General features: G+C 28.4%; 29 protein-coding genes. 8 read left to right on the forward strand and 21 right to left on the reverse strand.

What is annotated here, in order from left to right:
- Nucleotides 1-121: 121 nt before the first annotated feature.
- From HMPREF9630_RS03780 to HMPREF9630_RS03825, 11 genes are all read right to left on the reverse strand, one after another.
- Nucleotides 122-964 carry a DnaA ATPase domain-containing protein gene (locus HMPREF9630_RS03780; RefSeq protein WP_081580846.1) on the reverse strand — a complete coding sequence of 281 codons (843 nt, stop codon included), beginning with the start codon at nucleotides 962-964 and terminating at the stop codon, nucleotides 122-124.
- Nucleotides 858-1,667: a helix-turn-helix domain-containing protein gene (locus tag HMPREF9630_RS10070; RefSeq protein ID WP_207634964.1), complete on the reverse strand. Its 810-nt coding sequence runs from the start codon at nucleotides 1,665-1,667 to the stop codon at nucleotides 858-860. Before HMPREF9630_RS10070 ends, HMPREF9630_RS03780 begins: the two co-directional genes overlap by 107 nt.
- A 30-nt stretch (nucleotides 1,668-1,697) precedes the next feature.
- A complete protein-coding gene (locus HMPREF9630_RS03790) occupies nucleotides 1,698-1,970 on the reverse strand; it encodes a hypothetical protein (RefSeq protein ID WP_009527213.1) in 273 nt (90 codons plus the stop codon).
- Entirely contained in the window at nucleotides 1,967-2,479 is a 513-nt protein-coding gene (locus HMPREF9630_RS03795; RefSeq protein WP_009527214.1) for a hypothetical protein, read from the reverse strand. Before HMPREF9630_RS03795 ends, HMPREF9630_RS03790 begins: the two co-directional genes overlap by 4 nt.
- Nucleotides 2,480-2,584: 105 nt before the next feature.
- Nucleotides 2,585-3,295, reverse strand: coding sequence for a hypothetical protein (locus HMPREF9630_RS03800; protein ID WP_009527215.1), 711 nt, complete (start codon nucleotides 3,293-3,295; stop codon nucleotides 2,585-2,587).
- A gap of 11 nt (nucleotides 3,296-3,306) precedes the next feature.
- Nucleotides 3,307-3,789: a siphovirus Gp157 family protein gene (locus HMPREF9630_RS03805; protein ID WP_009527216.1), complete on the reverse strand. Its 483-nt coding sequence runs from the start codon at nucleotides 3,787-3,789 to the stop codon at nucleotides 3,307-3,309.
- Nucleotides 3,790-3,791: 2 nt separating this feature from the next.
- Complete coding sequence (locus HMPREF9630_RS03810) at nucleotides 3,792-4,046, reverse strand: hypothetical protein (protein ID WP_009527217.1); 255 nt, start codon at nucleotides 4,044-4,046, stop codon at nucleotides 3,792-3,794.
- 294 nt (nucleotides 4,047-4,340) lie between these two features.
- The gene (locus HMPREF9630_RS03815) at nucleotides 4,341-4,607 is read right to left on the reverse strand and encodes a hypothetical protein (protein ID WP_009527219.1); all 267 of its coding nucleotides are present in this window, start codon (nucleotides 4,605-4,607) and stop codon (nucleotides 4,341-4,343) included.
- Nucleotides 4,604-4,780 (reverse strand): hypothetical protein, encoded by a 177-nt coding sequence (locus HMPREF9630_RS10405; RefSeq protein ID WP_009527220.1) that lies wholly within the window; start codon nucleotides 4,778-4,780, stop codon nucleotides 4,604-4,606. The genes HMPREF9630_RS03815 and HMPREF9630_RS10405 overlap by 4 nt, the downstream gene beginning before the upstream one ends.
- A gap of 11 nt (nucleotides 4,781-4,791) precedes the next feature.
- Nucleotides 4,792-5,004 (reverse strand): hypothetical protein, encoded by a 213-nt coding sequence (locus tag HMPREF9630_RS03820; RefSeq protein ID WP_009527221.1) that lies wholly within the window; start codon nucleotides 5,002-5,004, stop codon nucleotides 4,792-4,794.
- Nucleotides 5,005-5,057: 53 nt separating this feature from the next.
- Nucleotides 5,058-5,267, reverse strand: coding sequence for a helix-turn-helix transcriptional regulator (locus HMPREF9630_RS03825; protein ID WP_009527222.1), 210 nt, complete (start codon nucleotides 5,265-5,267; stop codon nucleotides 5,058-5,060).
- Nucleotides 5,268-5,446: 179 nt separating this feature from the next.
- Between HMPREF9630_RS03825 and HMPREF9630_RS03830 the strand changes: the two genes are divergently transcribed.
- From HMPREF9630_RS03830 to HMPREF9630_RS03850, 5 genes are all read left to right on the forward strand, one after another.
- Nucleotides 5,447-5,866, forward strand: a complete 420-nt coding sequence (locus tag HMPREF9630_RS03830) for a helix-turn-helix domain-containing protein (protein ID WP_009527223.1) — start codon at nucleotides 5,447-5,449, stop codon at nucleotides 5,864-5,866.
- Nucleotides 5,867-5,878: 12 nt separating this feature from the next.
- Complete coding sequence (locus HMPREF9630_RS03835) at nucleotides 5,879-6,301, forward strand: ImmA/IrrE family metallo-endopeptidase (protein ID WP_009527224.1); 423 nt, start codon at nucleotides 5,879-5,881, stop codon at nucleotides 6,299-6,301.
- A 34-nt stretch (nucleotides 6,302-6,335) separates the two neighbouring features.
- Nucleotides 6,336-7,127, forward strand: coding sequence for a thermonuclease family protein (locus HMPREF9630_RS03840; RefSeq protein WP_009527225.1), 792 nt, complete (start codon nucleotides 6,336-6,338; stop codon nucleotides 7,125-7,127).
- Between the two features lie 74 nt (nucleotides 7,128-7,201).
- A complete protein-coding gene (locus HMPREF9630_RS03845; protein WP_009527226.1) occupies nucleotides 7,202-7,960 on the forward strand; it encodes a type II toxin-antitoxin system PemK/MazF family toxin in 759 nt (252 codons plus the stop codon).
- A 374-nt stretch (nucleotides 7,961-8,334) separates the two neighbouring features.
- Entirely contained in the window at nucleotides 8,335-9,453 is a 1,119-nt protein-coding gene (locus HMPREF9630_RS03850) for a site-specific integrase (RefSeq protein ID WP_009527227.1), read from the forward strand.
- Nucleotides 9,454-9,504: 51 nt separating this feature from the next.
- Here HMPREF9630_RS03850 and guaA read toward each other — a convergent pair whose 3' ends face one another.
- From guaA to rnc, 4 genes are all read right to left on the reverse strand, one after another.
- Nucleotides 9,505-11,034 carry a glutamine-hydrolyzing GMP synthase gene (gene guaA / locus HMPREF9630_RS03855; protein WP_009527228.1) on the reverse strand — a complete coding sequence of 510 codons (1,530 nt, stop codon included), beginning with the start codon at nucleotides 11,032-11,034 and terminating at the stop codon, nucleotides 9,505-9,507.
- Between the two features lie 404 nt (nucleotides 11,035-11,438).
- A complete protein-coding gene (locus tag HMPREF9630_RS03860; protein ID WP_009527229.1) occupies nucleotides 11,439-12,560 on the reverse strand; it encodes an amidohydrolase family protein in 1,122 nt (373 codons plus the stop codon).
- 46 nt (nucleotides 12,561-12,606) lie between these two features.
- Nucleotides 12,607-13,635 carry an elongator complex protein 3 gene (locus tag HMPREF9630_RS03865; protein WP_009527230.1) on the reverse strand — a complete coding sequence of 343 codons (1,029 nt, stop codon included), beginning with the start codon at nucleotides 13,633-13,635 and terminating at the stop codon, nucleotides 12,607-12,609.
- A gap of 204 nt (nucleotides 13,636-13,839) precedes the next feature.
- Entirely contained in the window at nucleotides 13,840-14,541 is a 702-nt protein-coding gene (gene rnc, locus HMPREF9630_RS03870; RefSeq protein ID WP_009525577.1) for a ribonuclease III, read from the reverse strand.
- Nucleotides 14,542-14,941: 400 nt separating this feature from the next.
- Here rnc and HMPREF9630_RS03875 point away from each other — a divergent pair, with 400 nt between their 5' ends.
- From HMPREF9630_RS03875 to HMPREF9630_RS03885, 3 genes are all read left to right on the forward strand, one after another.
- On the forward strand, nucleotides 14,942-15,199 hold the full coding sequence (locus HMPREF9630_RS03875; protein WP_009525576.1) for a glutaredoxin family protein: 258 nt from the start codon (nucleotides 14,942-14,944) through the stop codon (nucleotides 15,197-15,199).
- 306 nt (nucleotides 15,200-15,505) lie between these two features.
- Entirely contained in the window at nucleotides 15,506-16,012 is a 507-nt protein-coding gene (tpx, locus tag HMPREF9630_RS03880) for a thiol peroxidase (RefSeq protein WP_009525575.1), read from the forward strand.
- A 180-nt stretch (nucleotides 16,013-16,192) separates the two neighbouring features.
- Nucleotides 16,193-17,035: an NAD(P)H-hydrate dehydratase gene (locus HMPREF9630_RS03885; protein ID WP_009527231.1), complete on the forward strand. Its 843-nt coding sequence runs from the start codon at nucleotides 16,193-16,195 to the stop codon at nucleotides 17,033-17,035.
- A gap of 14 nt (nucleotides 17,036-17,049) precedes the next feature.
- Here the strand turns inward: HMPREF9630_RS03885 and larC2 are convergent, their stop codons facing one another.
- The 6 genes from larC2 to HMPREF9630_RS10410 all read right to left on the reverse strand — a co-directional run.
- A complete protein-coding gene (larC2, locus tag HMPREF9630_RS10590; protein WP_330364371.1) occupies nucleotides 17,050-17,487 on the reverse strand; it encodes a nickel pincer cofactor biosynthesis protein LarC2 in 438 nt (145 codons plus the stop codon).
- A complete protein-coding gene (gene larC / locus HMPREF9630_RS03895) occupies nucleotides 17,484-18,440 on the reverse strand; it encodes a nickel pincer cofactor biosynthesis protein LarC (RefSeq protein ID WP_009527233.1) in 957 nt (318 codons plus the stop codon). The genes larC2 and larC overlap by 4 nt, the downstream gene beginning before the upstream one ends.
- Nucleotides 18,441-18,569: 129 nt before the next feature.
- On the reverse strand, nucleotides 18,570-22,418 hold the full coding sequence (locus tag HMPREF9630_RS03900; RefSeq protein WP_009527234.1) for a PolC-type DNA polymerase III: 3,849 nt from the start codon (nucleotides 22,416-22,418) through the stop codon (nucleotides 18,570-18,572).
- Between the two features lie 467 nt (nucleotides 22,419-22,885).
- Complete coding sequence (locus HMPREF9630_RS03905) at nucleotides 22,886-23,911, reverse strand: helix-turn-helix transcriptional regulator (RefSeq protein ID WP_141567347.1); 1,026 nt, start codon at nucleotides 23,909-23,911, stop codon at nucleotides 22,886-22,888.
- Between the two features lie 87 nt (nucleotides 23,912-23,998).
- The gene (locus tag HMPREF9630_RS03910; protein WP_009527236.1) at nucleotides 23,999-25,054 is read right to left on the reverse strand and encodes a PD-(D/E)XK nuclease family protein; all 1,056 of its coding nucleotides are present in this window, start codon (nucleotides 25,052-25,054) and stop codon (nucleotides 23,999-24,001) included.
- 147 nt (nucleotides 25,055-25,201) lie between these two features.
- Nucleotides 25,202-26,291, reverse strand: a 1,090-nt coding sequence (locus HMPREF9630_RS10410) for a WG repeat-containing protein (protein ID WP_009527237.1), incomplete at its 5' end; no start/stop codon positions are given.

Raw genomic sequence — 26,291 nt, forward strand, 5'->3', positions numbered from 1 at the left:
CTGTTTTATAGTTTTAACGTCTTATAAGCCGATTTAAGGCGTTTTTTATTTTTAGTATAGTTTTATATTAAAAATGAATTAACTCTTGTTTTAGGTATCAAATTTTTAATTCTACGCATATTTAACTTTGTTTATTCAATCTAAAATTTGCTACGTTATTCATATTCAAAATATATCTATCATCTGTCATCTGTACAATCCTGCTCGCTAAAGACTCATCAATTGTAAGTAAATCGTCAATGCTTTTTTCTGTAGTGAACATTGTTATTTTTTTGTTGTAGTATCTATGATTTATAATCTCAATCATATACGTTAGCTTTGCACTTGATATATCACTATTTGATTTACTTTTGAATAAATCATCTATAAGCAATACGTCAACACTTATACACTTGCTAATTTCTTGATTGTATTGCATATAGTCCATTGAAAATTGTGATAATTTCCTGACTAATTCCAAGTAATTTACATACAATCCAGTTTTTCCATATTGCAAAAAGTTATTAAGTGTTGATATAGCTAAATGTGTCTTGCCTGCTCCTGATTGCCCATAAAAAAGCATTCCATATGCTGTACTTACAGGATTTGGATTTGTGCATTCTCTATAAAATCCAACTGCTTTTTCTTTTGCCTCTCCTTGTTCTTTTGTGCCAACAATATAATTTGCAAATGTGCATCGTCTATATATTTCTGACAAGTCACTTTTTTCTATATTCTTTTGATTTTCCTTAGCAATTTGACATTCACAACGTTTTGAATATTCGTATATTTCATCTCCATAGCCTCGTTTTTTATAAAATATAAATCCCTCATCGTGGCATATATCACATTGATAAACCTTTTTTGGTCTTTCTTGATTAGATAACGTCGGAATAGTCTGCGTATTTCCAACTGTCTGGGTTTTCTGGCTTTGAGTCGTATTTTGATGTGTAAGGTTGTTTTGGTTTGTCTGTTGTTCCTGCATTAGCTTCTCCTTTCTTGCTATAGTCTTGATAATTGTTATTGTCTTTAAGTTCGTATATAGATTGCCAACAATGTTCAATACTTTGGTCTAATATCTTGATTTTGGTGTTATAATCTTTTGCATACTCATTTAACTTATTTAGGATTTGATTTAATGCTCTTGTGGTTAGTGGCTTTTTAATTGTCTTTCTCATAACTATAAAATCATATATAGCTTTTTTAAGTTCTTCATTTTCTGTATAATCATCTATAAGCAAATCAAACTCACTTTTCTTTTTTTCTTTTTTATTATTTGTATTATTAAATGTATTATTAAATAATGTATTATTCTCTTTATCATTTTCTAAATAGGGGTATTCGCATTTTCTAAATAGGGGGTTATCATTTTCTAAAGGGGTATCAGAGTCAACTTTTACTAACTTAAGATTAGTTTTTAACACTCTCTCTTTAATCGCTTCTCCCTCTCTTTTTATATATACAGAAATATAACCTTTTTCTTTTAAAGAGTTGATGATTTGTGAACAACGTCCCTTACTAACTCCAAAAAATTCGCTAAAATGTTTATTAGTCGCAAAGCAACCTTTTTCATTATCCAAGCTATTTATTTCAACCAAGAATAATTTTTCAATAATCGTTAAATCTTCTGCCAACCATATCTCAGCAGGTATCCATATTCCTTTAAAAGCTCTTTGTACTAATTCCATTTCCTTACCCATCTTTCAGTTTCTAATTATTTAAATAAAATATATATCAAAATTATCTTCTTCCCAGTTTTCAACTCGTATTATTTTAGCTTCGTTTAATTCAACTATAGCTTTTAATACGTTGTTGTAAGGGATATTTAAATTCTTGCTTATTTTATGTGCATCAACTGTTATCTTCTTGTCTTTTGTTAAAATCGTTGTTAGCTCTGAATATACAAGCTTACTTATATTACTTAACGATTTGTTATATCTCACATTGGCAGGTATAACCGCATAGTAACTTCTGTTTATTTGCTCGTTCATCTTCTCCCCCTAAGCATTTGCTCATATCCATATATATCAATACCGACTTCATAAGCGTAATTGATAAGGCACTCTATAAAGTCTGTCATTTCTTTTTTATCAAACTTTGACGTACCATAATAACAACGATATAACACTGTTTTAATGCCTTTACTACTCACTCTGTCCTCTATATCTTCAACATATCTGAATACTTTTAATAACTCTTTTTTAGCTTCTTCCACTGTCTCGATATATACAGTTTTAATTTTAGCTTGTTTTATTAAGCTTATATAAATACTCATCTCATCAGACATATATCCGTTTATCTTTTTGTCTATTTGTGATATTATCTCCCAGATATATTTATTTTGTTGTAAAGTTCTTTTGCTTTTTATGTCTTCAATTTTGATTAAATACTCTTTGTCTTTTTCTATGTCTGTTTTTATTTTTTTAATATCACAATTGTTAGATAATGTTATTGTGATATTACGTTCTACAATGTCGTTAATTTTAGCTACAACATCCATTTTGCACCTTGCTAATAATTTATTATTAAATATAATCTTTTGTTAAATCGCTTTTAAATACGTTTTAAAGCTATATGATTTTATAATCAAGTTATTGCAATGTTTTTATAAGCCTCTTAAATATTTCATAATTGTTGCATATTCGGCAGGTGTAAATTCTTCTAATTTTTTACCTTTTTTATTTTCAATGTCTGTTATTCTTACTCTTTTGATTTCTGCAAGTGTTCTTATCTCATCAGCTTGAGTTTGTACTATTTTTGCTCCTGTATTATTTGCTGAATTTGTTTTTTCTTGCTTTTTATCTTGATGTTGTTTAAGAGCTGTTGAATATCTTATATTATCTTTTTCATCTTTTATTTCTAATGTGCTTATATTTCCGCTTTCATCATAGGCAATTTTAGAAACGTACAGTTTTGTATATACATTATTTTTATTGTTACTTTTTTTGATTTCTCCATCTAAGGCTTTTATCCATATAAAGGGTGCTGTATATAGTTCTCTACCTATACCTATATTTGTACATGCTCTTTTAAAACTGTCGCTTGCTTGTCCTTTTTCTTTTTCGCTAAAACTCTCTACACCTACGTCTTGTTTGTTTATCCATGTATTAGTTTCTCTATCCAGTATAGATACTGTGCAAAATAGGTTTCCGTTTATTAGCTCATGTTTTCTTTGCCAACCGAATATTCCAAATGTTTCGTCAAGAATACGCATATCTGCTCTTGCATCTTTATACAGGAGAACGCAATAGCCGTTCTCCTTGATACTTAATAACCTTACTTCTATTTCTTCAGCTTTTAATTTTCTGATAGTCATCTGTTTATCTCCTATCTTATCCTTAGACTTTCACTTTGTTTAAGTGATACGTCTTTGATTTCAAGTCCGTTTTTGATTGCGTCTAACAGTTTTTTTCTGTCTAATTTTCTTTCTGTAATATAATATTCATTAGGTATATAGTTTTCTGTAGCTACATTTAGTGACGGTGCGTTTTTTTGTATATTGAAGCTGAAATACTCTGTCTTGAATTTCTTTTTGTCCAAATTTATCATTGTATCTTCTAAGTATTTTTTAAGGCTTAATTTCTTGTTTTCTAATGCTTTTCTTTTCGTGCTGAATTCTTCTTCTATCTTTTTAAACTTGTCTATATCTGCATCTATATCTTTTATAAGCCAAGCGATATTTTCTGCTTTTTCTTCTATTTCATCATTGATTTGTTCAAGTGCCAAGCTCATATCTTCTTGTGTTGTCTGTTCACTATCTATCAGCATTAATATGTTGTTATATATTTCTTTTAATTCGTATAATTTCATATTTAAAACTCTCCCTCACTCATTCCTATATGCTCATATTCGCTTATAGGTCGCATATATATCATTTGTTCTTTTAATTCGTCTATCTCTTCTTTCAGACTTTCATTTTTTATCTTTAAATCATCTATTTCGTTGTCTTTATCGCTTATTATTGTTTCAAGTAAATCTATATGCTTTTCATAATCTGTTAAAAGATTGTTTATATTTGCTTTTATATTACTTTCATACGCTTTGTATCCGCTGTTACTATATTGCATATTTATCTCCTTGTTGCATTTTGTTTTTAATTGTGCTATTATTTATTCAATTGATTATTTTTGTTTGCTCTTATCAGAAATTGCCGTTTCTGTAAGAGCTTTTTTATTTACCTGCAAGTTAATCACCTCCTTTTAAACTCTTCTATTAATTCAAGTTGTCTTTGCCATTTCTTTTGTTTTTTTCGTTTTTGTATTAATTTTTTTATAAATGTAAGCATTTTATCATTCCTCTCCCTAACGATTTTCTGATTTTTATTAATCTTAATATTCTTAATATTTTCATAGTTTCACCTCTTATATCTCATATATCTGTAAGCCCAGTACGTTTATAGCGTCAAGCTCTTTTGAATTTATCTTCTTTACTCCTATAACCTCTTTTATTTTTTCTTTTAGTAATGCTATACTTTTTTCATCAGCTCTTACTACAGCTCTTGCCTCTATGCCTCTAATAGATAGATATATAAGATAATCTTCTTTGTCGTCTAAATGTGTATCTATACTATCCTCTCTTAATTTTGCGTGCTTTTCAAAATATGCCAACCATACCTCTGTAGTTTTCATATTTCTTCCTCCTTTTTAAATACTTTGTCGAGCTCATATAGATCATCCCATACAGCATCTACTTCGTCTTTATGTTCATCATCTTCGATTTCGTCTTGATATGACTCAATAGCCATAGTCAAGATATCAAGCTCTCTTTTTGTAAGTGATATAGTTACTTCTTTTACTTTCATCTTGCTATCTCCTATATTCCGTATATTTCAAAAAATCTGTCTCTTGGTATCCTTGCATTTTTAATAATATTAACTAATAACCCTCTTCTTTTTAACTCCAGATTTGCCTCATTGATATATTTAGTTGCTGATGTACTACAGCAACCCATTATTTCAGCTACATGACTTGGAGTTAATATGATTGGGTAATCTTCTTTTGTCTTAACACTTACCTTATCATCCATACACTCTGCTCCTTTCTTCGTTTAATTTGCTTATAGTAAATTATTTTTGCATTTTATTTGCTAATTGTGAATTTTTCAGGCAAAAAAATATCATCATTTTTTAAATGTAAAATATTTACTATCTTATTTACAATAGCTTTTGGTATATGCCTATTTCCATTTTCATACATATTATAAGCACCTATAGAAATTTTTAATTTTTCAGCCATCTGCTCTTGTGTATATCCTAATTGTTCCCTTTTTTCTTTCAGTTTATTTTCCAAGCTTTTCACTCCTTTCGTTTGATTATGTATATATAATAATTCACAAATTGTAAATTGTCAATAGCTTTTTAAAAAATATTTTTCGTTTTGTGAATTTATATTTTCAAATTGTAAATTTTTTTGTATACTATATTTACATAATGTGAATTTATAATTATTTAACGGGTAAGGAGGCAATTATGAGTAGTTTTGGAAACAGATTAAAAACATTAAGAGAAAATCATAATTTATCTCAAAAAGAATTTGCTAATATATTAAATATAGCCAACTCAACATTATCTCAATATGAGAGTGATAAACGTGTTCCAAGTGATGAAGTAAAACTGCAAATAGCCAAATATTTTAACGTAACAACAGACTACCTTTTGGGAAACGAAACAAAAAATAAAGAACAAAATTCACAAGATAAAGACGAAAAAGACATAGCAAAATCAATGAAAAAAATCAAAGAACAACTCAAAGATGAGCAAGGCTTAATGTTTGACGGTGAACCCTTAGATGATACTACAATAGAACTACTCCTTGAAGAATTGGAAAGACAAGAAAGATTAGTGAAAAAGATAAACAAAAAGTACACACCTAAAAAGTATTTAAAATAAAGGTGGTATAATATGAGAAAAGAGAAACAGGCAGTAATAGAGCTAATAAAAAAATACAAAACAACAAATGTATACGAATTATGCGATTGTTTAAATATAGATGTATCATTTTCAAATATAGGACAGCTCAGAGGCTTTTATAGATATTTAAAACGCAACTATTTCATAGTAATAAACAAAAATCTATCAGAAAAAAGAAGAGAATTCGTATGTGCTCATGAATTAGGTCACCTCATATTACATAAAGATGAAAACAGAATTTTAATGGACACAAATATACATATACCAAACCGCTTAGAAAACGAAGCAAATAGATTCGCAATATATTTAGTATTTGAAAGCTTAGAAAAATGGCAATTACGAGATTATACTAACAATGAGTTAAGTCATATAACAGGCATACCGTTAAAACATCTTAACGAGCTTAATTTTTAATAATTTTAATTATATAAAAAAAGGAGAAATTAAAATGAAAAAATTATTAACAGCTCTATTATCAGCAACGCTATTATTTACATCATTACCCACATTACACAATACATATGCGGAAGTATCAAAAACTATCACTAAAGAGATAGATTTAACAAAGCAATATGAAGTAACAAATATATTTGATGGAGATACAATAGCAATAAAAATTGATGGAGAAGAACAACGTATAAGATTATTACAAATAGACACACCTGAAGTAAATCACAAAGATATTAAAAAAAGCATACCTATGGCTCTGAAAGCCACAGAGTTTACATCTAACTTTGTAAAAGACAAAAAAATAACATTAGAATTTGACAAAGAACAAAAAGACCAATATGGCAGATGGTTAGCATATGTATATGTAGACGGTAAATGCTTAAATGAAGAACTTGTAAAAAATGGATTTGCTAAAGTTGTAAAATATGGAGAAAATACAAAAAAATATGATGATTATAAAAAAATAGAAAAAGAGTTAAGAGAAAAGAAAATAGGCATTTGGAAAGACATAAAAGCAAACTATCCAAGCAATAATAAATCACAACAAAACACTAAGCAACAATCAAATACGCAAAAAACTACACAAGCAAATAATACAAAAGCTGTTACAAAAACAGATAATGCTTCTAATACAAATACAGCACAAGGCAAGATAAAAGGCAATAAAAAAACTAAAGTATATCACGTTCCGAGTGGAGCTTATTATAACAAAGTATCTGATGAAAACGCAGTATATTTCGATACGGAAGAAGACGCAAAAAAAGCAGGCTATAGAGCTTCAGAAAGATAAGTAGCAACTCATATATTAAAAGCTATAATATAATATTTTAATTAAATAAATTTTTAATATATAAAGGAGAACTTATGGATTATAAAGATATAAATAATAAGCAAGCGTTTGATAAATTTAAAATCGGAGTATTAGAAAACTTAAGCAATTATATAAATGATTTAGAAACCAATGATTATAAAAAATCTGTTATATTGACATATTGGTTAAAAGATTATACGAACTATTTAAAAAATGAGAGTAAATTTAATCCAATATACATTCCAAAATTTAAAAGAGGTTCTATAGTTGAAATAAATATGGGTTTTAACATAGGCTCTGAATATGGCGGTGTGCACTACGGAATTGTTTTAAATAAAAAAGATACAAAAGAAAATCCAAATCTTACAATAATTCCAATGTCTTCAAAAAACACAAACATTCATAAAACAGAAGTAGATTTAGGAAATGAATTTTATAATATTGTTAATCAAAAAATCGATCTTTTATCAACTCAATGTGATAATTATATAGCAGACTTGGAAAGCAAACTAAAAATTCTTGATATGAAGGATTTTAATTCATTAGAAGATTATAATAGTTTTGTAAATGAAATAGAAAGTAAAATATCATTAACACATATTAAAGTTAAAGAATTAAATAAATGTAGAAATAAAATAATTCACTTAAAGCAAGGAGGAATTGCATTAATTTCCCAAATAACAACAATAAGTAAAATGAGAGTAAAAGATCCTTTAAATCAAAAAGAACCACTTTATGATATACAACTGTCCAATAAAACTATGGAGCAAATAGATAAAAAGATTACACAACTATTCATAAAAGAATATTGACATTTTATTAATTAAATGATAAAATATAGGAACAATACGATTAGGAAACTAAGTCGTAGTTAAACTTAATTTACAAGTTGCTATCGAGGCAACACTAAATCAAGAAAACCCTATACTTTATGTATAGGGTTTTTTTCAGTTACTTAAAAAACCCGAAAGATTTGTTGAAAGCCTAAAAAAGGCATAAAAAAGGATAACCCTAGGCACATAGGAATTCTCAGTATTTCTACCTACCCCTTAATAATTTTAATAGTATAAATATACGAATTGATAAAACTTTGTGTTTTTGTGGAAGGTGTATTTATACGTCTTCAACTTTTTTATCTACAAATATAATATTGATATTCTAATACACAATCAGGAGGTGATACAAAATGAATATCCAAAAAGATAAAAACGGAAAGTATTATTTCAAGATAAGCTTAGGCTCTAATCCAATAACCGGCAAAAGACAACAAACCACAAGACGAGGATTTAAGACAAAAAAAGAAGCTGAGATAGAATATACTAAATTAAAAAGTAGTTATCATAAAGGCATATTAATCTATAATGAAACCACTATCTTCGGAGAATTTTATGATACATTTATGGCTTGGTATAGCACACAAGTAAAAGAAACTACATTTCATAACAGAAAAACCATAGCTGATGTTCATATATTAGGATATTTTAAAAACGCTGAACTGAAAAAAATAACTCCGATGAGCATAAATAATTGGCAGGATAAGCTAATACAAAAAGGGTATTCTAAACGATATGTAAAAGGCATTCATGTGTTTTTGCATCAGATTTTTGAAAGAGCTGTAAGGCTCAATATAATTAATAGCAATCCTGCGGAGATTGCAGGGAATGTAAAAACAGAAAACACAAAAATAGAGTTTTGGACATTGGAAGATTTTAATAAATTTCAGGAAGTAAATCCAAGAAAAGATCTAAGACAACAGATAATGTATTACGCCATTCACTTCTTATTTTTTACAGGATTGAGAATTGGAGAATTTACAGGACTATCACCTAAAGATTTTAATAATAATCTTATTGATATTAATAAAAATCTAATTTATAAAACACAGGATGAATATTATTATTCTACTTTAAAAACAAAATCATCTTATCGCATAATTGACTTAGATGATAACACTATAAAACTAACTAAGGAATGGCAGGAATTACAGGCGTTATTTTTAGTAAAAGATGATATTAACTTTCTATTTACTGATAACTACTATCCTATGACAAAAACATATTTTTCTAAATTTATAGATAAATATGCAAAAATCGCAGGAGTACCTCGAATAAAAGTTCACGGTTTAAGGCACTCCCACGCTTCTTATTTGATTAGTTTAGGTGTAGATATATTGACAGTATCTAAAAGACTCGGACACGCTTCTACTGTTGAAACTTTAAAAACTTATGGACATTTATATCCAAACGCAAATGAAAAGTTAATTTCAGCAATAAATAACAACGTGGTCAAAACGTGGTCAACATAGTTTTTTATATATCATAAACCTTGCAATTTCAATCATTTTATCATTCGACAACTACTCCCACTCGATTGTTGCTGGAGGTTTACTTGTTACATCATACACTACTCTATTTATTCCTTTTACTTCATTTACTATCCTTGATGATATTTTTTGCAATGCGTCATATGGCATCGGGTAAAATTCAGCTGTCATTCCATCTGTTGATGTTACTGCTCTTAGTCCAATCGCATAGCTATATGTTCTTTCATCTCCCATTACTCCAACTGTTTTTATATCAGGGAGTATAGCAAATGCCTGCCAGATTTTTTTAGTAAGTCCGAAATTATCCAATTCTTCTCTATATATATGATCTGCTAATCTTAATATATCACATTTCTCTTTTGTTACTTCTCCTAATACTCTTATACCAAGTCCGGGACCAGGGAAAGGATGTCTGAATATCATTTTTTCCGGAATACCTAATTCCAAACCTACTCTTCTTACTTCGTCTTTAAATAATTCTCTTAGTGGCTCTATTAAAGTAAGTTTCATATCTTCTGGAAGCCCACCTACATTGTGATGAGATTTTATTACACTTGCGTCTTTTGTTCCACTTTCTATTACATCAGGATATATTGTGCCTTGTACTAAATAATCTATATTCCCTAATTTTCTTGCCTCTTCTTCAAATATTCTTATAAATTCTTCACCTATTATTTTTCTCTTTCTTTCAGGATCAGTTACTCCTTTTAATGCATCATAAAATTTTTGACTTGCATCTATTTTTATAAGATTTATATCAAATGTTTCTCTAAATACTTTTTCTACTTGTTCAGCTTCTTTATATCTAAGTAAGCCATGGTCTACAAATATGCAAGTAAGATTTGAACCTATCGCTTTGTTTACGAGTACTGCTGCAACTGATGAGTCAACTCCGCCACTTAACGCACATATTACTTTTTTATCTCCTACTAATTTTTTTATCTGTTCTACTTTATCATCTATGAATGATGTTGATGTAAAACTTGGAGATAGATGACATACTTCATATAAAAAGTTCTTTATTATTGTAAATCCGTCTACAGTATGCTCTACTTCCGGATGAAATTGCAGACAATAAACTTGCATATCATGGTTTTCCATAGAGGCTATTTTACAATTTTTTGTACTTGCTGATATGGAAAATCCTTTAGGCAACTCAACTATATGGTCTGTATGTGACATCCAACATATATTTGATTTGCTTATATTTTTAAACAGACTACTGTTTGCATAGTCTATCGTAGTTTTTCCATATTCTCTGTTTTCTGCTTTTTCTACTTTTCCGCCTGTTTTTTTTGCTACCAATTGTGCTCCATAGCATATTGCAAGAATAGGTATACCTAATTTGAATATTTCATCGCTTATATCAGGACTGCCTTCTTCATTAACGCTTGCTGGTCCACCTGTGAATATTATTCCCTTAGGCTGAATAACTTTTATTCTGTCAAGAGCTTTATCATAAGGAACTATTTCACAATATACATTAGCTTCTCTTACTCTTCTTGCTATAAGTTGGTTGTATTGTCCACCAAAATCTACTATAATGGCTGTTTCGTTTTTCATGTATTCCTCCACTTTTATACTAATTTTTTATTTAAAACAAATAATACTAATATTAAATAGACATACAACAAAAATGCTGAACAGATATGTATTTGATTATGGGTACTTTTGCTGCGATAGTGTTAACAATTCACTTAATCAAACACATTTAAAAGCATTTTTTATATTTTAATGTTATATGTTATTTTAAATAGGTTTTAGTATCATATGAAAACTTATTTTAAAAAATACACAATAAAAATATTATATCTGTTTGTAATCGCTTATTATTTAATTTGAATATTATAAATTATCTTTGTCAAAAATATCTTTTTTATATATTATACTATCTTTAGCAACTTAAAAAAAACAGTAAATGTCCTAATAAGCACAAGACAATATCGAAAAGATATAATTTATCAGCATCAAATATTTATCTTAAACACTTCTTTTCCTGATTTTATCATATTAACTACAATCGGCTCTTCATCAAAAGTTTTAAAAGCGATTATATCTGCAATATTACCTTCTTTTATTTCTCCTCTGTCTTCTATTCCAAGTGCATCTGCAGGATTTTTTGTAGCAGTTTTCACTGCATCTTTCAATCCTATTTTGTCTGCCATTTTATTTAGACATATCAGCAATTCACTCGGTTCTCTATCTGAGGAAATTATAACTTTTCCATCTGATAAGTACTCATCTGTACATTTTTCCAAGGCTTTTGATGTATTTATCAGCTTGAAATATATATCTTTTGATATGTTTTCTTTACAATTTTCGCTCGTAAGTGTTATTATGTCTGTTGTGTCTTTAAACTCTTTATAAATTTTATCTGCGGATTTGTACTCCGATGTGCACACTTTTACTCCTCTAAAATGGGCGTACTTGATTAGATATGCAAGCTCGTCTATATTCGATTCTCCTCTTAATTCTCTTATTCTTTCAATCACTTTGTCTGCTTTTTCTTCTGTGAGGTTCAACTCGTCTTGCAAAAAACTTTGCATATATAAGTCTTTATAAAGGTTGTTATTCTTATAATTTGTCAGCAAATCATAAGATACAAAATCAAGCAAATTTTCATCCAACATAAGTTTCACATCGTCCATAGTTTTCACAGAGTGTATTTGGAATTTTAAATGCGTCTTGTTGTCAATCAGTGAAATAGGAGAATTATTGTAATCTTTTATAAATTGCATTATCTCCATAGTTTTCCCTTTTTCGTGCTCACTTTTGATGTTTTTCTCCGAGAGATTTATACCATGGTATAATGTGCTTACGCCTCCTGCTGCATAAGAATATTCTATAACTCTAAGTTTATTTGTAAATCTTAGTGTGTTCATATCATATAAATCATTTTTATTCATATTATTGCTGTTTATATTGATAATTCCTGCCATAATAGTTGTTCCACTAAGATCCGTCAAATATTTTTCTTCTTCCTTTGTGATAGATTTATCTATTGATTGTATATAATTGTCCTGTATTTTTATATATCCCGAAAAAATTTTATCGGGCAATACTATCTTGTCTGAATAAATGACTAACATTGTTCCTCCAATCAATATTAATAATTTTATATGTGCAGATAAAAATTTATTGTAATACAGATTTATCTGAAAATCTTCTCCCCATTATGTCTATTATATCATCCTGAGAGCTTTCTATTTTTATGCTTATTCCATATTTGTCTTTAAAATAGTTATAGTTTCTCTTTTTATTTCCAAGTATTTTGGAAATATATTTTTTAGGTGATTTTATAACTACTGTCTTTTGAGCAAAATTTTCTTCCAACAATATCTGCTCAATTTTATCTCTATAAATCTTGTTTAAAACCAATTCTCCAAATGCACTGTGAAATGGACCTGCAACTACGTCTTTGTCAAAATTTATATTATCTGTAGCTTGTAATCCTATGCGTATTACATTTATGCCTGAATTTTCAAATTTTTTGTACATATATGCTGACAAATCTATCGCTTCATCAAGCTCCATTGCCTTATATATTCCCTGTCTGTACATATGCTCAAGCTGTGTATCTTTTATGACTAATACAGGATATATCCTTGCAATATCAGGTTTTATTGATATTACTTTTTCTATTGTATTATACAATTTTTCTTTTGTGTCATTTGGAAGACCTATCATTATCTGCAATCCCAAAGAAATATTTGCCTGTTTTATAAGCTGAGATGCTTTAAACACCTGCTCGCTGTTATGTCCTCGATTGCTAAAAAAAAGAACTTCATCGTCTAAAGATTGTACTCCAAGTTCTACTGTGTCTACTTTATATTTTAATAATCTGTCTATAATTTTTTCGTCTATTGCATCCGGTCTTGTTGACAATTTTATTTTTATGTCTCTACTTAACTTTTTCCTTAGGTTATCAGCGAGCGATAAGCATATCTCCTGTACTTCACCTTCTATTGCTGTGAAGCTCCCTCCGAAAAAAGCTATTTCTGCTATATCTTTTTCATCAATCGTTGATATATCTCTAATTATGTCTTTTTCTATAGCAGCATAGTCAAGATTGGTTGTCTTGCCCGATATTTTGACTTGATTACAAAAAACACAATCATTTGGACAACCATAGTGAGGTATAAATACAGATGCTGTTTTTTTCAATCAAATCATTCCTTTTTTAATCATAAAAATTTATATGGTTTCATCATAATCAATCTGCTGTCATCTTTAATCAAAAATTGACGGTTATATTGGATAAATTGTAAAAAATTAATTTACTGCTAAATAAATATTTAAAACAGTTAGCATTAAATAACTATATAGGTTAAAGCATAATGTCAAATTTTTTTAACTTCATGCTTTAGCTTATAAATTATCATTTGGTTTGGAAAGTGCATCTTGAGCAGCATTTTGCTCAGCCTCTTTTTTGCTGTTCCCTTGTCCTTTTCCTATCAATTTGTTATCACAATAAACGCATATAGTAAATTTTCTGTCATGGTCCGGACCTTCTACATCGACCACTTCATATTTCAAAACTCTACCTTTTACTTTTTGAATCTCTTCTTGTAGTTTGCTTTTATAATCACTGTCTTTTTTGTGTTTAATAGCTGATACAATAGTATCTTCAAGCCATAATATCACATATTTAGAAACTGTTTCTAAATCAGAATCCAAATATATAGCGGCAATTATCGCCTCAGTTGCATCTGCCAATATAGAAGTTCTTTTTTTCCCTCCGGAGTTTTGCTCTCCCTTACCTAGCCTTATATAATCACCAATTTTAAGTTTATTAGCAACATTTATAAGTGATTTTTCACATACACAGCTTGCTCTTATTTTTGTGAGCTCACCCTCTTTTAAATTACTCTTGTAATTAAATATATAGTTGCTCACTACAAGACTTAATATAGAATCTCCCAAAAATTCAAGCCTTTCATTATCTCTTGAATTTTTATTTTCATTGACATACGAACTGTGTGTAAGTGCAGTTTTTATAAGCCCCTTATTTTCAAAGACATAACCTATATTTTTCTCTATCCCGCTAAAAAATGCTTTGTCCGATTTCACCGTCCACCTACTTAATAAAATAAATTTTAAATACAAAAATTTATACAAAATCTCTTTATAATTATAGCATATTTTTTAAAAATAATGTATCAAAATGTTAATATTAAATTTTTTATGGTATAAATAAAAAATGTATTTTATATTAAAATTTATTTGAATATAAATAACAAAAACTATATTTTAAAATAAATTTAATAAATATAAACCCATTTTTTGATTTATATTTATTCATAAACAATCAGACATTATTGAACTTTTTTTTATCTATATAGATATATGTTTTTATTTTTAATATTAAAACTACAATCTTCATTTGATATATTTTATGTTTAGTATATGCTCAGATTGTTTATCAGTAAATTTTTATATTATTATCATTTTATAGATAGGAGATTTATTCATGAAAAAAATAAGAATGTTCGTAGCATCATGGTGTCCACATTGCAATAACGCAAAAGCTTGGTTAAAAGAACTGCTAAATGAAAACGAAGAATACAAAAACTTGCCTATTGAGCAAATCGATATAGATTACGAAAAAGAAAAACTTGTAGACGTTGACTTTTACTATGTACCTACTTTTTATGTAGAAAATGAAAAAGTTTTTGAAGGAGTACCAAGCAAAGAAATAGTTAAGCGTGTACTTGATGAAGCTATGTAACAATTATTTTAACTCACTACAATCTATTTCTTTTATAAAAAATATAGAGTTATACTTATTTTTGATTAAATGATTTACGATTGCTCATTCACACATAAAAATATAAAAGTTTTTTTACAATTAATATAGCAAATCCACTTATTAAAGCATCTTTTTAGGTTTACAACATAATTGCACACTTAAAAAATAATGACTTCCGACTTATATTTTACAAATATCCTCATTACTTTATTAAGCTGATTTGCTGTAAAAATATAAAACAAAACTACACAAAAACAGTGTATTATGAAAAAGGAGATAATAACAATGGAAAAAAGAACAGTAACTATGGCTGGAAACCCTGTAACTTTATTAGGTAAAGAGGCAAAAGTAGGCGAAAAAGCTGAAAACTTTAATTTGACAAAACAAGATTTATCAAACTATAATTTTGATGAATCAAAAGGAAAAATAAGAATAATATCAGTTGTTCCATCTATTGATACAGGTGTATGTGAATTACAAACTATCGACTTCAATCAAAGAGCATCTCAACTTAAAGACGTTGAAATCATAACTATAAGCCTTGATTTACCATTTGCACAAAGCAGATTTTGTGCAGCAAAAGGAATAGATAATATAGTAGTTGCATCAGATTATAAAGATAGAGAATTCGGACTTAAATACGGATTTTTAATAGATGAATTAAAACTACTTGCAAGAGGAATAGTAGTAGTTGACAGAGATGACACTATAAGATATGTTGAATATGTAAGCGAAGTTACAAACCATGTTGACTATGATAAAGCCATAGAAGAAGCTAAAAAACTTATATAATTAAAATCAAAATATTCAAATCTGTGTCTGAAAAGTATAATTTATCATTGATATTTTATAAATATCCATACTTTTCAGGCATTTTTATACTAAATCTTATTTTTTATTTTAAAGAAATCTAATCAAAAAATCATTTTATTTCACTTTAAATAAAAAACAACTTTATCGAGGAAAATTAAAATGTCAAAAATATTATCCTTGCAAGATATAAAAAATTACATACCTATAAGAAAAGATGAATCACATAAAGGTAATTACGGGAAAATACTTATATTAGGTGGTAGCAGAAGATTTACAGGTGCCCCTTGTATATGTGCATCAGCTTGTATGCGTTCAGGTAGCGGACTTGTTACGCTTGCTGTTGAAAATAATATATTTCCTATAATATCGCAAAAACTTAATGAAGTTATGGTGCTTGATATAGAAAATTATAAAGATGATTTTGAAACTCTTGTAAAAACTGCTGATTGTATAGCCATAGGCTGTGGAATGGAAAAAAGAAAATACACACTTGACAAGCTTATATACTGTTTGAACAATTCCTCCTGCCCGATAGTTGTAGATGCTGACGGTATCAACGTGTTATCTGAAAATATGGATATATTTGAAAATTATAAAAATAAAATCATACTCACCCCTCATGAAGGTGAATTTTCAAGATTAAGCAAATTAGACATAAACCGAATACAAAAAGATAAAGAAAAAATTGCAACGGATTTTGCAAAAAAATACAATGTAATATTGGTCTTAAAAGGAAAAGAGACTGTAATAACTGACGGAAATATCACATATATAAGCAATATAGGTGTTCCTGCAATGGCAACCGGCGGTATGGGCGATTGCCTTACAGGAATGATTACATCTTTCATAGGACAAAAAATATCCGTCTTAAATGCCGTTTCGTCAGCAGTTTATTTGCATTCATATATAGCAAGAAACCTTTCAAAAAATATGTATAGTGTTCTTGCAAGTGATATAATACAAAATATACCATATACTATAAATAATATAATATATTCTTAAAAACATATATTTTTCTACTTAGATAATAAATCTATATTCCTATAAATATCCTTTATCATTTCAAAAGCCGCTTTTATAGGAATATTTTTATTTTTAGCCAATTTTTTTGCACTTTCATATTCAGGATATATATATTCTTCATCTTCAAAATTTACTATTTTAAGATATAATTCCATATCTTCATAATAAACTTTTTCTGCTCTTCTACTCAATATATCCCTTTGCACTTCATATTTTCTCACACCTATTGTAGTAGTATTTCTAAATATTATTTTTTCTATCTCTTTCTCATACTCTTTATCGCATATTACTGATAATTTATATGCCGGACGATTTTTTTTCATAAATATAGGTGTAAAAAATGTATCCAGAACCATATCATTTAACTGCTCCATAACATATCCAAGTACTTCCGCCGAAGTATCATCTACATTGGTTTCTATGACTTCTATTGTTTTTTTTTATCCGTTTCTATCTCCATAACTCTCAATATATTAGTTGTGTTTGCAAAATCTTTGTTTCCTGCACCTAAGCCTATTTTTTTGATTGTAAAGTCTTCAAGCTTATAACCTCTATTAAAATTAGCTACAATAGCTGCACCTGTAGGTGTGATATGCTCTCCCATATCATCTATTATATTTAATTTTAGATTATGAGCATTCACTATGTTGAGTACAGCAGGTACAGGTACCGGCATCATACCATGAGCACATTTTTGATAACCTTTCCCATCGTATAAATCTGAAAAGTATATTTCTTCAACATTCAAGTCATCTAACAACACACTGACGCCTACTATATCTATTATGGAATCTATAGCACCTACTTCATGAAAATGTACTTCATTTTTGTCTATATTATGTGCTTTAGATTCGCTATTTGCAATAATATCGAATATTTTTTTAGCATTATTTTTTATATTGTAATTAAAATCTCCTCTGTCAATTATTTCATATACATCTTTTAAATTTCTATGTTCATGTGAATGTTCATGATGATGATTATGGTCATGGTGATGCTCATGTTCATCGTGATGATGATAGTCATGGTGGTGCTCATGTTCATCGTGGTGATGATGGTCATGGTGGTGCTCATGTTCATCGTGATGGTGATGGTGATGATGTTCTAAAAGTCCGCCATGATCATGTTCTTTGTGTAAATGTTCATGATGATGCTCATCGTGGTGGTTATGTCCTTCTTCATCTGAATGATTATGTAATTCCACATCAAAGTTATAAGCATCTATTCCATTTTTCTTAGTTCTTGAAAAACTTAGTTCATACCCTGTTATATTTAACGATTTTATAGCATTTTCAAGTTTTTCTCTGCTTGCCCCCAAATCCAATAATGCGCCGATAGTCATATCGCCTGATATCCCTGAATACATTTCAAAATAAAGTTTCATTATTTTCTCCTTATAATATGATAATTTTTAACCACATGTAAAATTCTAATACTAATTTCTAATATTGTAGAAATTTCATTTTTTAACTCCAATATATTAGTTTAAAACAAAAATTCCATTTAATTAATTCTATAGTCCTTCTATACAACCGCTGTCTATGAGCTCTTGAACAACAGTTTTTGATATACCTGTTCTGTTTTTCAAATCTTCTATTGATATGAACTCTCTTATCCTGCCTTCTTGATAGATTTTTTCTGCAACTACGTCTCCCAAGCCTTGTATTGCTAAAAATGGTGGTATCAAATCTCCGTTTTCATCAAGTTTAAATTTTTTTGCATCGGATTTATATAAATCTACTTTTTTCAGTTTTATACCTCTTTGATACATTTCATATGCTACTTCAAGCACGCTGAGCAGACCTTGTTCTTTTGTCGTTGCACTTTTTCCGAGCATATTTATTTCTTTTATCTTTTTCAATATTTCATCTTTGCCTTTGGATATTATATTAGCATTAAAATCAAGCACTTTTGTTGTAAAATATGTTGCATAAAATGCTGAAGGATAATGTATCTTGTAATACGCTATTCTGAATGAAAGCATAACATAGGCTGCGGCATGGGCTTTTGGAAACATATACTGTATTTTTTTACAGGAGTCTATATACCACTCAGGTACTTTGTTATCCACCATATCTTTTTCGTATTCTTCTGTGAGTCCTTTACCTTTTCTTACATTTTCCATTATTTTAAATGATGTCTTTGGTTTTAGTCCTTTTAATATAAGATAATTCATTATATCGTCTCTTGTACATATTACTTCTTTTAAGGTAGCTATATTATTTCTTACCAAATCTTGTGCATTGCCTACCCATACGAGTGTTCCGTGAGAAAGCCCTGATATTCTTATAAGCTCTCCAAGTGTAGTCGGGTTTGTATCTATAAGCATCTGTCTTACAAATTTTGTACCGAATTCAGGTATTCCGAGTGTCCCTGTTATACAATCAATTTCTTCTAAGCTGCAACCAAGTGATTTTGTTCCTGAAAATAATTCCATGGTTTCTTTATCGTCTAGCGGAGCGTCTGTACCGTTGGTGTTTGTAAATTCTTCGAGTTGTTTTATAATTGACGGACCGTCGTGTCCGAGTATGTCAAGCTTTAATATTCTACCGCTTATTGAGTGGTAGTCGAAGTGTGTTGTGAGTGTTCCTGATTTTTTATCATTTGCAGGATATTGTATCGGAGAAAAGTCATATATATCTTTATAATCCGGTACTACCATTACACCACCGGGATGTTGACCTGATGTTCTCTTTACGCCTACACAATAATTTTGCAAAATTTCTATATATGGGATAGAAAATTTTTCATTATATGTTTCTTCGTATTTTTTTATAAAGCCGAATGCTGTTTTGTCCGCAACTGTACCTATTGTTCCTGCTCTATACACATAATCTTCTCCGAAAAGCTCTTGGGTGTATTTATGTGCATTTGGTTGATATTCTCCTGCGAAGTTAAGGTCTATATCTGGTTCTTTGTCTCCTTCAAATCCCAAAAATGTTTCAAATGGTATATCAAATCCGTCTTTTATATATTTTTCGCTACAAACAGGGCAATTTTTATCAGGCATATCTGCTCCTGTTGCGTATGAGCCGTCTGTTATAAATTCGCTATGTTTACATTTTGGACATATATAATGTGGCGGAAGTGCGTTTACTTCTGTAATATCACTCATATATGCAGCAAGTGATGAACCGACTGATCCTCTTGAGCCTACGAGATAGCCGTCTGACAATGATTTTGTAACTAATTTTTGAGCTATTATATACATAACTGCATAACCGTTTGTTATTATGGAGTTAAGTTCTTTTTCAAGTCTTTTTTCTACTATTTCGGGTAAATTATCTGAGTATATTCTTTTTGCTTTTTTATAGCACATATCTCTAAGTTCAACGTCCGAGCCTTCTATAATAGGCGGAAATGTTCCGTCAGGTACAGGCATTACTTCTTCAATCATTTCTGCTATTTTATTTGTGTTTTCTATTACTATTTTTCTTGCAATATCTTCTCCAAGGTATGAGAATTCTTCAAGCATTTCGTCTGTTGTTCTTAGTTGCAGGTCGTCGTTTGCATTTTCATCACGTTTTTTTATAGAGGCTTTTAAAATTTTTCTGTATAACTGTTCTTTTTCATCAAGATAATGCGAGTTTGATGATGCTATAACTATTTTATTTTTCCTTTGTGCTATATCTAATATTTTTTTGTTTATATCTTTTATTTCGTCAAAATCTTTTACTCTTCCTTCTATTATAAGTCCTCGCATTGTAGTTGCAGGATTTATCTCTATATAGTCATAAAAATCTACTAAATTTTCTATTTCTTCTATGGAATTATTGCTAAGTATTGCTGAAAATATGTCACTTTCATAAAATCCTGAGCCTATGAGGAGATTTTCTCTTAATGCTTTTAATTCAGATTTTGGTAAAGTAGGTGTAGTTCCTTGCAAGTATTTTATATGTGCAAGCGAAACCAATTTATATAAATCTTTTATACCTGCTTGATTTTTTGCAATTACTACTGCATTTGTAGGTCTTATCTTACTTACGTCTATGCTTTTTATCTTGTTGTTTATATCGTTGAAATCCTCTATATCCATATTTTTGAGTTTTTCTATGAATTTCAAAAATATATGTGCTGTAGCTGTGGCGTCATCTACTGCTCTATGGTGATTTTCAAGTGAAATATCAAGCTCTTTGGCAATAGTGTTAAGCTTGTGATTTTTAAGCTCTGTCATTATAAGCCTTGACAATACAAGCGTATCTATTGCGTCAAAATCATAGTTCAATTTTTGCTCAAATGACTTTTCTCTGATAAAACCTGTATCAAAATCCGAGTTATGTGCAACAAGTACACTTCCGCTACAAAATTCCAAGAAATTCGGCAACACTTCTTCTATAAAGGGTTTATCTGCAACAAGCTCGTCTGTTATGCCTGTGAGTTTTTGTATCTTTTCGGGTATCGGTCTTTTAGGATTTATAAGCTGTGAAAATGTGCCTACTATCTCACAATTTTTTATTTTTACAGCCCCTATTTCCGTAATCGCATCATTTTTATTGGAAAAACCTGTTGTTTCTATATCGAACACAACATATTCATCATTAAAACCTGCTGTTTTTCTTACCTTTATATGCTCTTGTGTGTCTTCAGTTATATAAAATTCACAGCCGTATATAGGTTTTATACCTTGTTTGTTGGCAACTTCCATAATTTCAGGATAGGCTTGTACAACTGCATGGTCTGCTATGCCTATCGCTGTATGTCCATAGCCTTTTATTCTTTTAATCAACTCTTTTACAGAGGTTAAACCGTCCATTTGCGACATGGTAGTATGTGCATGCAATTCTACCATTTTTTCAGGTGACAAATCTTTTTTTACTATTTTTATAAGTTCTTGACTTTTTTGTACGTTCAGCATAAAGTCTTTTTTGTACTGGTCGTATTCCACTTTGCCTGATGCTTTTATATACTGACCGTTTGACAACATATCGCTGTCGCCATTTTTTTCATTTATAAGCCTTTTACAATAAATAGCGTCCGTATCATCACCTATTATAAAAGTTATCATGGTTTTGTTGTTCTTCAAAACTTTCGTTTCTACATTGAATACTTCACCTGTTATTATAACATTGTCAAATTCACCTTTTATCTGTGATATAGGCACACTTTCACCTTTTATTTCCACTTTTTTAGGTGCATCTTGAGTTTTTTGTTTCATCGTATATATATTATTTTCATCTATCGTATATCTTTCTATTATATCTACGTCATATAAATTCAGATAATCCTTAATCTCTGCTTCTTTTTTGATAAGAACTTCTTCTTTTATAGGCTCCTCTGATGATACATATATTTCTAATTTTTTTTCATCTATATTATATTTTATATTTTTTAAATTTATATAGCTTGGAAAAATATGTTTCATATGATATCTTCCTTTGTTTTAATTAATTTTAACTTAAAATCATATAGAATTTCATATTTATTATGATTATTTCTTTTGACTATTATATCATAATTAAATATTTTTTAATATTCATTATCTCCTCCTTTTCCAATACTTACATTATAGGCATTATTTTAATCATAAACTTTCAGCATTTTAAGCAATCTATTTATAAATCATTTTAATTATGATATTTTGAAAAAATAAATTATCTATAAATGAATAATAGCATTAATGCTGACATTTAATTATAACAATCACTCATAGAATAACAGAAAAATATCATGCTGTATTTTCATAAGAACTTATCCATAATTTAATATTATGTGAATAAAAATACCACTATTTCCATTAAAATAATAGCATTAATTTATAATCTTATCTTAACATAATCTATATACTAAAAATAGTACATAAAAAACTGCTCTAATAAACAATAGAGCAGTTTAAAAATCAAAATAATAATTATTATATGCATCTTGTATATCTTTTTTTAAAATATCTACCAATTCCTGTGGTTGTGTAATCCTGACATGAAGTGCATATTGCAATGCCCATCTTCTCATAGCATTTTTATTGATATTTACAACAGCAACAATTTCATCTTCTGTTTCATTTCTAAATTCTATGTTTTTCCCAAACCAATCTATAAGCTCTGATACTATATATTTTTTAGCTTGCATCTCTACTCTTATACTCTCTCCTGCAAACATATAGATATGCTCTGCCATATGTTTTTGCATATTAAGTCCGTCTTTGTAATCTTTTACCTTTTTTATAGATTTTCTTTTTTCTTTTAGTATTTTTATATTCGATATTTTATCCACTCTGTAATTAGACATATTATCATATTTATCATAATTGCATATAAGATAATATCTTCCGTTTGCTACTGCCATTTGGTATGGATTGACTATATATTCTTTTTCTATTCCATCATTGTTCTTCTTAGGATTAAGCTTCTTATCCATTCCATAATCATTATAGTAAAATGATACTTTTTTATTCTTGCTTATTGCTTCATCTAAAATTTCTATTATATAAAACAATTCTTTGTTTTGAATACTATTATCAGATATAGATCCTATATACTGTACTTTTGATTTGAAATATTTATTTGACAGATTTTCAATTTTTTCTATTAATTTTTTTTGGTGAGTATGTGGCATATTTTTTGATGATAATACGCCATCTATCAATAATCTTAGTTCTACATCTGTAAAACCACTATTAAGATAAAAATCTGATAATAGGATGGTTTCTTCTTCATTACCATTTTTATCTACTATATTTCTTACTTTTTCGCTATATTCAATATCATATCCAAAATCAATCAAATTCATTATATTACGTTTTATAGCTCTTCTATCTGCAACCATTTCATACTTAGACTTCAGTATATCCGCTATATCTTTTTGACTTAGTCTATGATCTTCATCTGAATATTTTTTCAAAATATCCAATATATTCATTATAATCAGTTTTTTAGCTTGAATAGCAAACACCTCGATTTTTAATTTATTATATATCCGTCAATATATTACAATATTTTTTCTTAATTATAACTTTATTGATAGTAAAGCACTTTTTACATCAGTAAATATTTCTTTGTAATTTGACATATCATACTCTATTTTAGCTACAGTCATATATCTTCCTCTTCTAAATGAAGTTTTATTAAAACTTTTTTTCCATTTTTCATTTAAATTTTCAAGCACTTTTTTATAAATTATATCTCTATTGTTTTTCAATTTTTCTATATATCCTTTATTATCCTTATGTCTATTGTATTCGGCAATATCCTTTGTTACCTTATATTTTACGGCAAGTTCGTTATCTTCTATTTGTAAATATATTTCATCATAAAAATCTTTATCAATACCAATATAGTGTCCGTCATTTTTCTTAAATATGGAGTAGCAAAAAAACATAAATCCTCCTTTTACGTTATTCACAAATCCCCATTTAGAATCTTCCTCTTTTAAAAAATTTTCTTTTAAATCTTTGAAAAATCCTCTGTAAGATTCGCTAAACCATTCACTGATATCCAATGTTTTGTATGAATTGACTTTTGTATCTATATCTTCAAGATACTCTATATAATCTAAGAATATCTGACTATTATTATTATTTTTATATTTGTTAAGTATTTCAAGTATATCATTTCTCTTAAATTCTATATCAACATCTTTTTCATCTTCAGATTGCTCAATAATTTTATAGAAAACACAAATTATATCCTCATCATTATCTAATTTTTCACTTTTAATTAGACCGCTCTTATATCTGTTTATTTGGTCATTATGCGTATCTGCAAACGTTTTGTCTTCTATTATAACATAATATTTTTTTTCATGTTTTTTATCACTCAATATAATAAGGACATCTATTTTATTATATTGTTTTTTTATCTCTACTTCCATGTCTTCATTGAACTCTATTCCTTTTGTCTTCAAAATCTTGTTTACAAACTCTACTGCACAATTATATATTTGCTCATTGTCGTTTCTACATTCTTTTATAAGGTGTGCTACTAAATAACAAATAAAAGCATCTTGTGAAAGCTCACTTGTTGCATAATAAAATAAATTAGTTTTTCTAAGTTCATTTGACATATTAATTTCTCCTTAAATATTATAATTTTTTATAAAATTAGTAATATAGTAATATATTTATTTTTACCATATTATATTATATTATATATATATATTCAACACATTTCAAGTTATATTATGAGATAAAAATTGTTTCATACAATCATCTTAGTATAATATAAAGTCAAACAGAGCTAATATTACTGCACACTCTAATTTATCTTTTAAAACATTATATTCCAAAGTGTTAACTTTTTTCCAGTTAACATCAATAACTATATACTTACCTTGTTCTATTATTCTGTCTATAATCCATCTTAATATATTCACATCATGATATGTTAGATATGGGATATCCCCGTCTATTATATCTATTTTAAAGTCTTTTATTGCTACAGCAATGCCATCTGTAAATGTCGATACGGCGTCGTATTTTATTTCTGTTAATTCCTTTCCCATTTTGTCTATATAGCCATATTTACCATCTTTTTTTACTATAATGGCATCTTCTCTAAATACTGATGTTAAATAATCGATATAATTACAATCCCAATATGATTCTAAAAATAAACTTAAAATATCTTGTGTATAATTTTTTACTTGTTTATTATTTTCAGATAGTAATCTAATACATCCTAATGAATATTCAATATAATCATATTTTATCTCTGTAATTTCTTTACCTGTCTTATCTATAAAACCAATTTTTTCTCCTTTCGATACTACTAATATTTCTTCTTTTAAAGTAATAATTTTATCATATACAAATTCCGTTAACTCTGTGCCTAATTTATCTATGAATCCCCATTTTCCTTTTTTCTTTACAAATATTAAATCATTTCTAAAATCAATATCTATACCATCATACTTTATATCTATTATATTATTTCCTTTTTTATCTATTAGCCCAAATCTATTATATTTTTCTACTATTGCTAAGCCTTCTTTAAAATCATATACATAATCATATTTTAATTCTATTATCTCTCTTCCTTTTTTGTCTATGAATCCCCATTTATAGCCTTTATTTACTACTGCTAAGCCTTCTTTAAAATACCCTACATAATCATATTTTAACTTTATTATCTCATTTCCTTTTTTATCTATAAATCCCCATTTTTCATCTTTTTGTACTGCCGCCAAACCTTCTTTAAAACATAATACTTCATCATATTTTAACTCTACTATCTCGTTTCCTCTTTTATCTATGAATCCCCATTTTTCATCTTTTTGTACTTCTGCCAAACCTTCTTGAAAA

It is taken from the genome of Peptoanaerobacter stomatis, assembly GCF_000238095.2.
GTDB classification, from domain to species: domain Bacteria; phylum Bacillota; class Clostridia; order Peptostreptococcales; family Filifactoraceae; genus Peptoanaerobacter; species Peptoanaerobacter stomatis_A.

What these genes read in the sequence shown, in the direction of transcription:
- HMPREF9630_RS03885 (WP_009527231.1), top strand. Translation starts at nt 16,193, where the DNA reads ATGTCAAAAATATTATCCTTGCAAGATATAAAAAATTACATACCTATA.
- guaA (WP_009527228.1), bottom strand. Translation starts at nt 11,034, where the DNA reads ATGAAAAACGAAACAGCCATTATAGTAGATTTTGGTGGACAATACAAC.
- HMPREF9630_RS03810 (WP_009527217.1), bottom strand. Translation starts at nt 4,046, where the DNA reads ATGCAATATAGTAACAGCGGATACAAAGCGTATGAAAGTAATATAAAA.
- HMPREF9630_RS03820 (WP_009527221.1), bottom strand. Translation starts at nt 5,004, where the DNA reads ATGGATGATAAGGTAAGTGTTAAGACAAAAGAAGATTACCCAATCATA.
- HMPREF9630_RS10405 (WP_009527220.1), bottom strand. Translation starts at nt 4,780, where the DNA reads ATGAAAGTAAAAGAAGTAACTATATCACTTACAAAAAGAGAGCTTGAT.
- HMPREF9630_RS03790 (WP_009527213.1), bottom strand. Translation starts at nt 1,970, where the DNA reads ATGAACGAGCAAATAAACAGAAGTTACTATGCGGTTATACCTGCCAAT.
- HMPREF9630_RS03805 (WP_009527216.1), bottom strand. Translation starts at nt 3,789, where the DNA reads ATGAAATTATACGAATTAAAAGAAATATATAACAACATATTAATGCTG.
- HMPREF9630_RS03815 (WP_009527219.1), bottom strand. Translation starts at nt 4,607, where the DNA reads ATGAAAACTACAGAGGTATGGTTGGCATATTTTGAAAAGCACGCAAAA.
- HMPREF9630_RS03840 (WP_009527225.1), top strand. Translation starts at nt 6,336, where the DNA reads ATGAAAAAATTATTAACAGCTCTATTATCAGCAACGCTATTATTTACA.
- HMPREF9630_RS03900 (WP_009527234.1), bottom strand. Translation starts at nt 22,418, where the DNA reads ATGAAACATATTTTTCCAAGCTATATAAATTTAAAAAATATAAAATAT.
- HMPREF9630_RS03910 (WP_009527236.1), bottom strand. Translation starts at nt 25,054, where the DNA reads ATGTCAAATGAACTTAGAAAAACTAATTTATTTTATTATGCAACAAGT.
- HMPREF9630_RS03800 (WP_009527215.1), bottom strand. Translation starts at nt 3,295, where the DNA reads ATGACTATCAGAAAATTAAAAGCTGAAGAAATAGAAGTAAGGTTATTA.
- HMPREF9630_RS03850 (WP_009527227.1), top strand. Translation starts at nt 8,335, where the DNA reads ATGAATATCCAAAAAGATAAAAACGGAAAGTATTATTTCAAGATAAGC.
- HMPREF9630_RS03830 (WP_009527223.1), top strand. Translation starts at nt 5,447, where the DNA reads ATGAGTAGTTTTGGAAACAGATTAAAAACATTAAGAGAAAATCATAAT.
- HMPREF9630_RS03860 (WP_009527229.1), bottom strand. Translation starts at nt 12,560, where the DNA reads ATGTTAGTCATTTATTCAGACAAGATAGTATTGCCCGATAAAATTTTT.
- HMPREF9630_RS03845 (WP_009527226.1), top strand. Translation starts at nt 7,202, where the DNA reads ATGGATTATAAAGATATAAATAATAAGCAAGCGTTTGATAAATTTAAA.
- HMPREF9630_RS03795 (WP_009527214.1), bottom strand. Translation starts at nt 2,479, where the DNA reads ATGGATGTTGTAGCTAAAATTAACGACATTGTAGAACGTAATATCACA.
- HMPREF9630_RS03780 (WP_081580846.1), bottom strand. Translation starts at nt 964, where the DNA reads ATGCAGGAACAACAGACAAACCAAAACAACCTTACACATCAAAATACG.
- HMPREF9630_RS10070 (WP_207634964.1), bottom strand. Translation starts at nt 1,667, where the DNA reads ATGGAATTAGTACAAAGAGCTTTTAAAGGAATATGGATACCTGCTGAG.
- HMPREF9630_RS03905 (WP_141567347.1), bottom strand. Translation starts at nt 23,911, where the DNA reads ATGAATATATTGGATATTTTGAAAAAATATTCAGATGAAGATCATAGA.
- HMPREF9630_RS03875 (WP_009525576.1), top strand. Translation starts at nt 14,942, where the DNA reads ATGAAAAAAATAAGAATGTTCGTAGCATCATGGTGTCCACATTGCAAT.
- larC (WP_009527233.1), bottom strand. Translation starts at nt 18,440, where the DNA reads ATGAAACTTTATTTTGAAATGTATTCAGGGATATCAGGCGATATGACT.
- HMPREF9630_RS03835 (WP_009527224.1), top strand. Translation starts at nt 5,879, where the DNA reads ATGAGAAAAGAGAAACAGGCAGTAATAGAGCTAATAAAAAAATACAAA.
- tpx (WP_009525575.1), top strand. Translation starts at nt 15,506, where the DNA reads ATGGAAAAAAGAACAGTAACTATGGCTGGAAACCCTGTAACTTTATTA.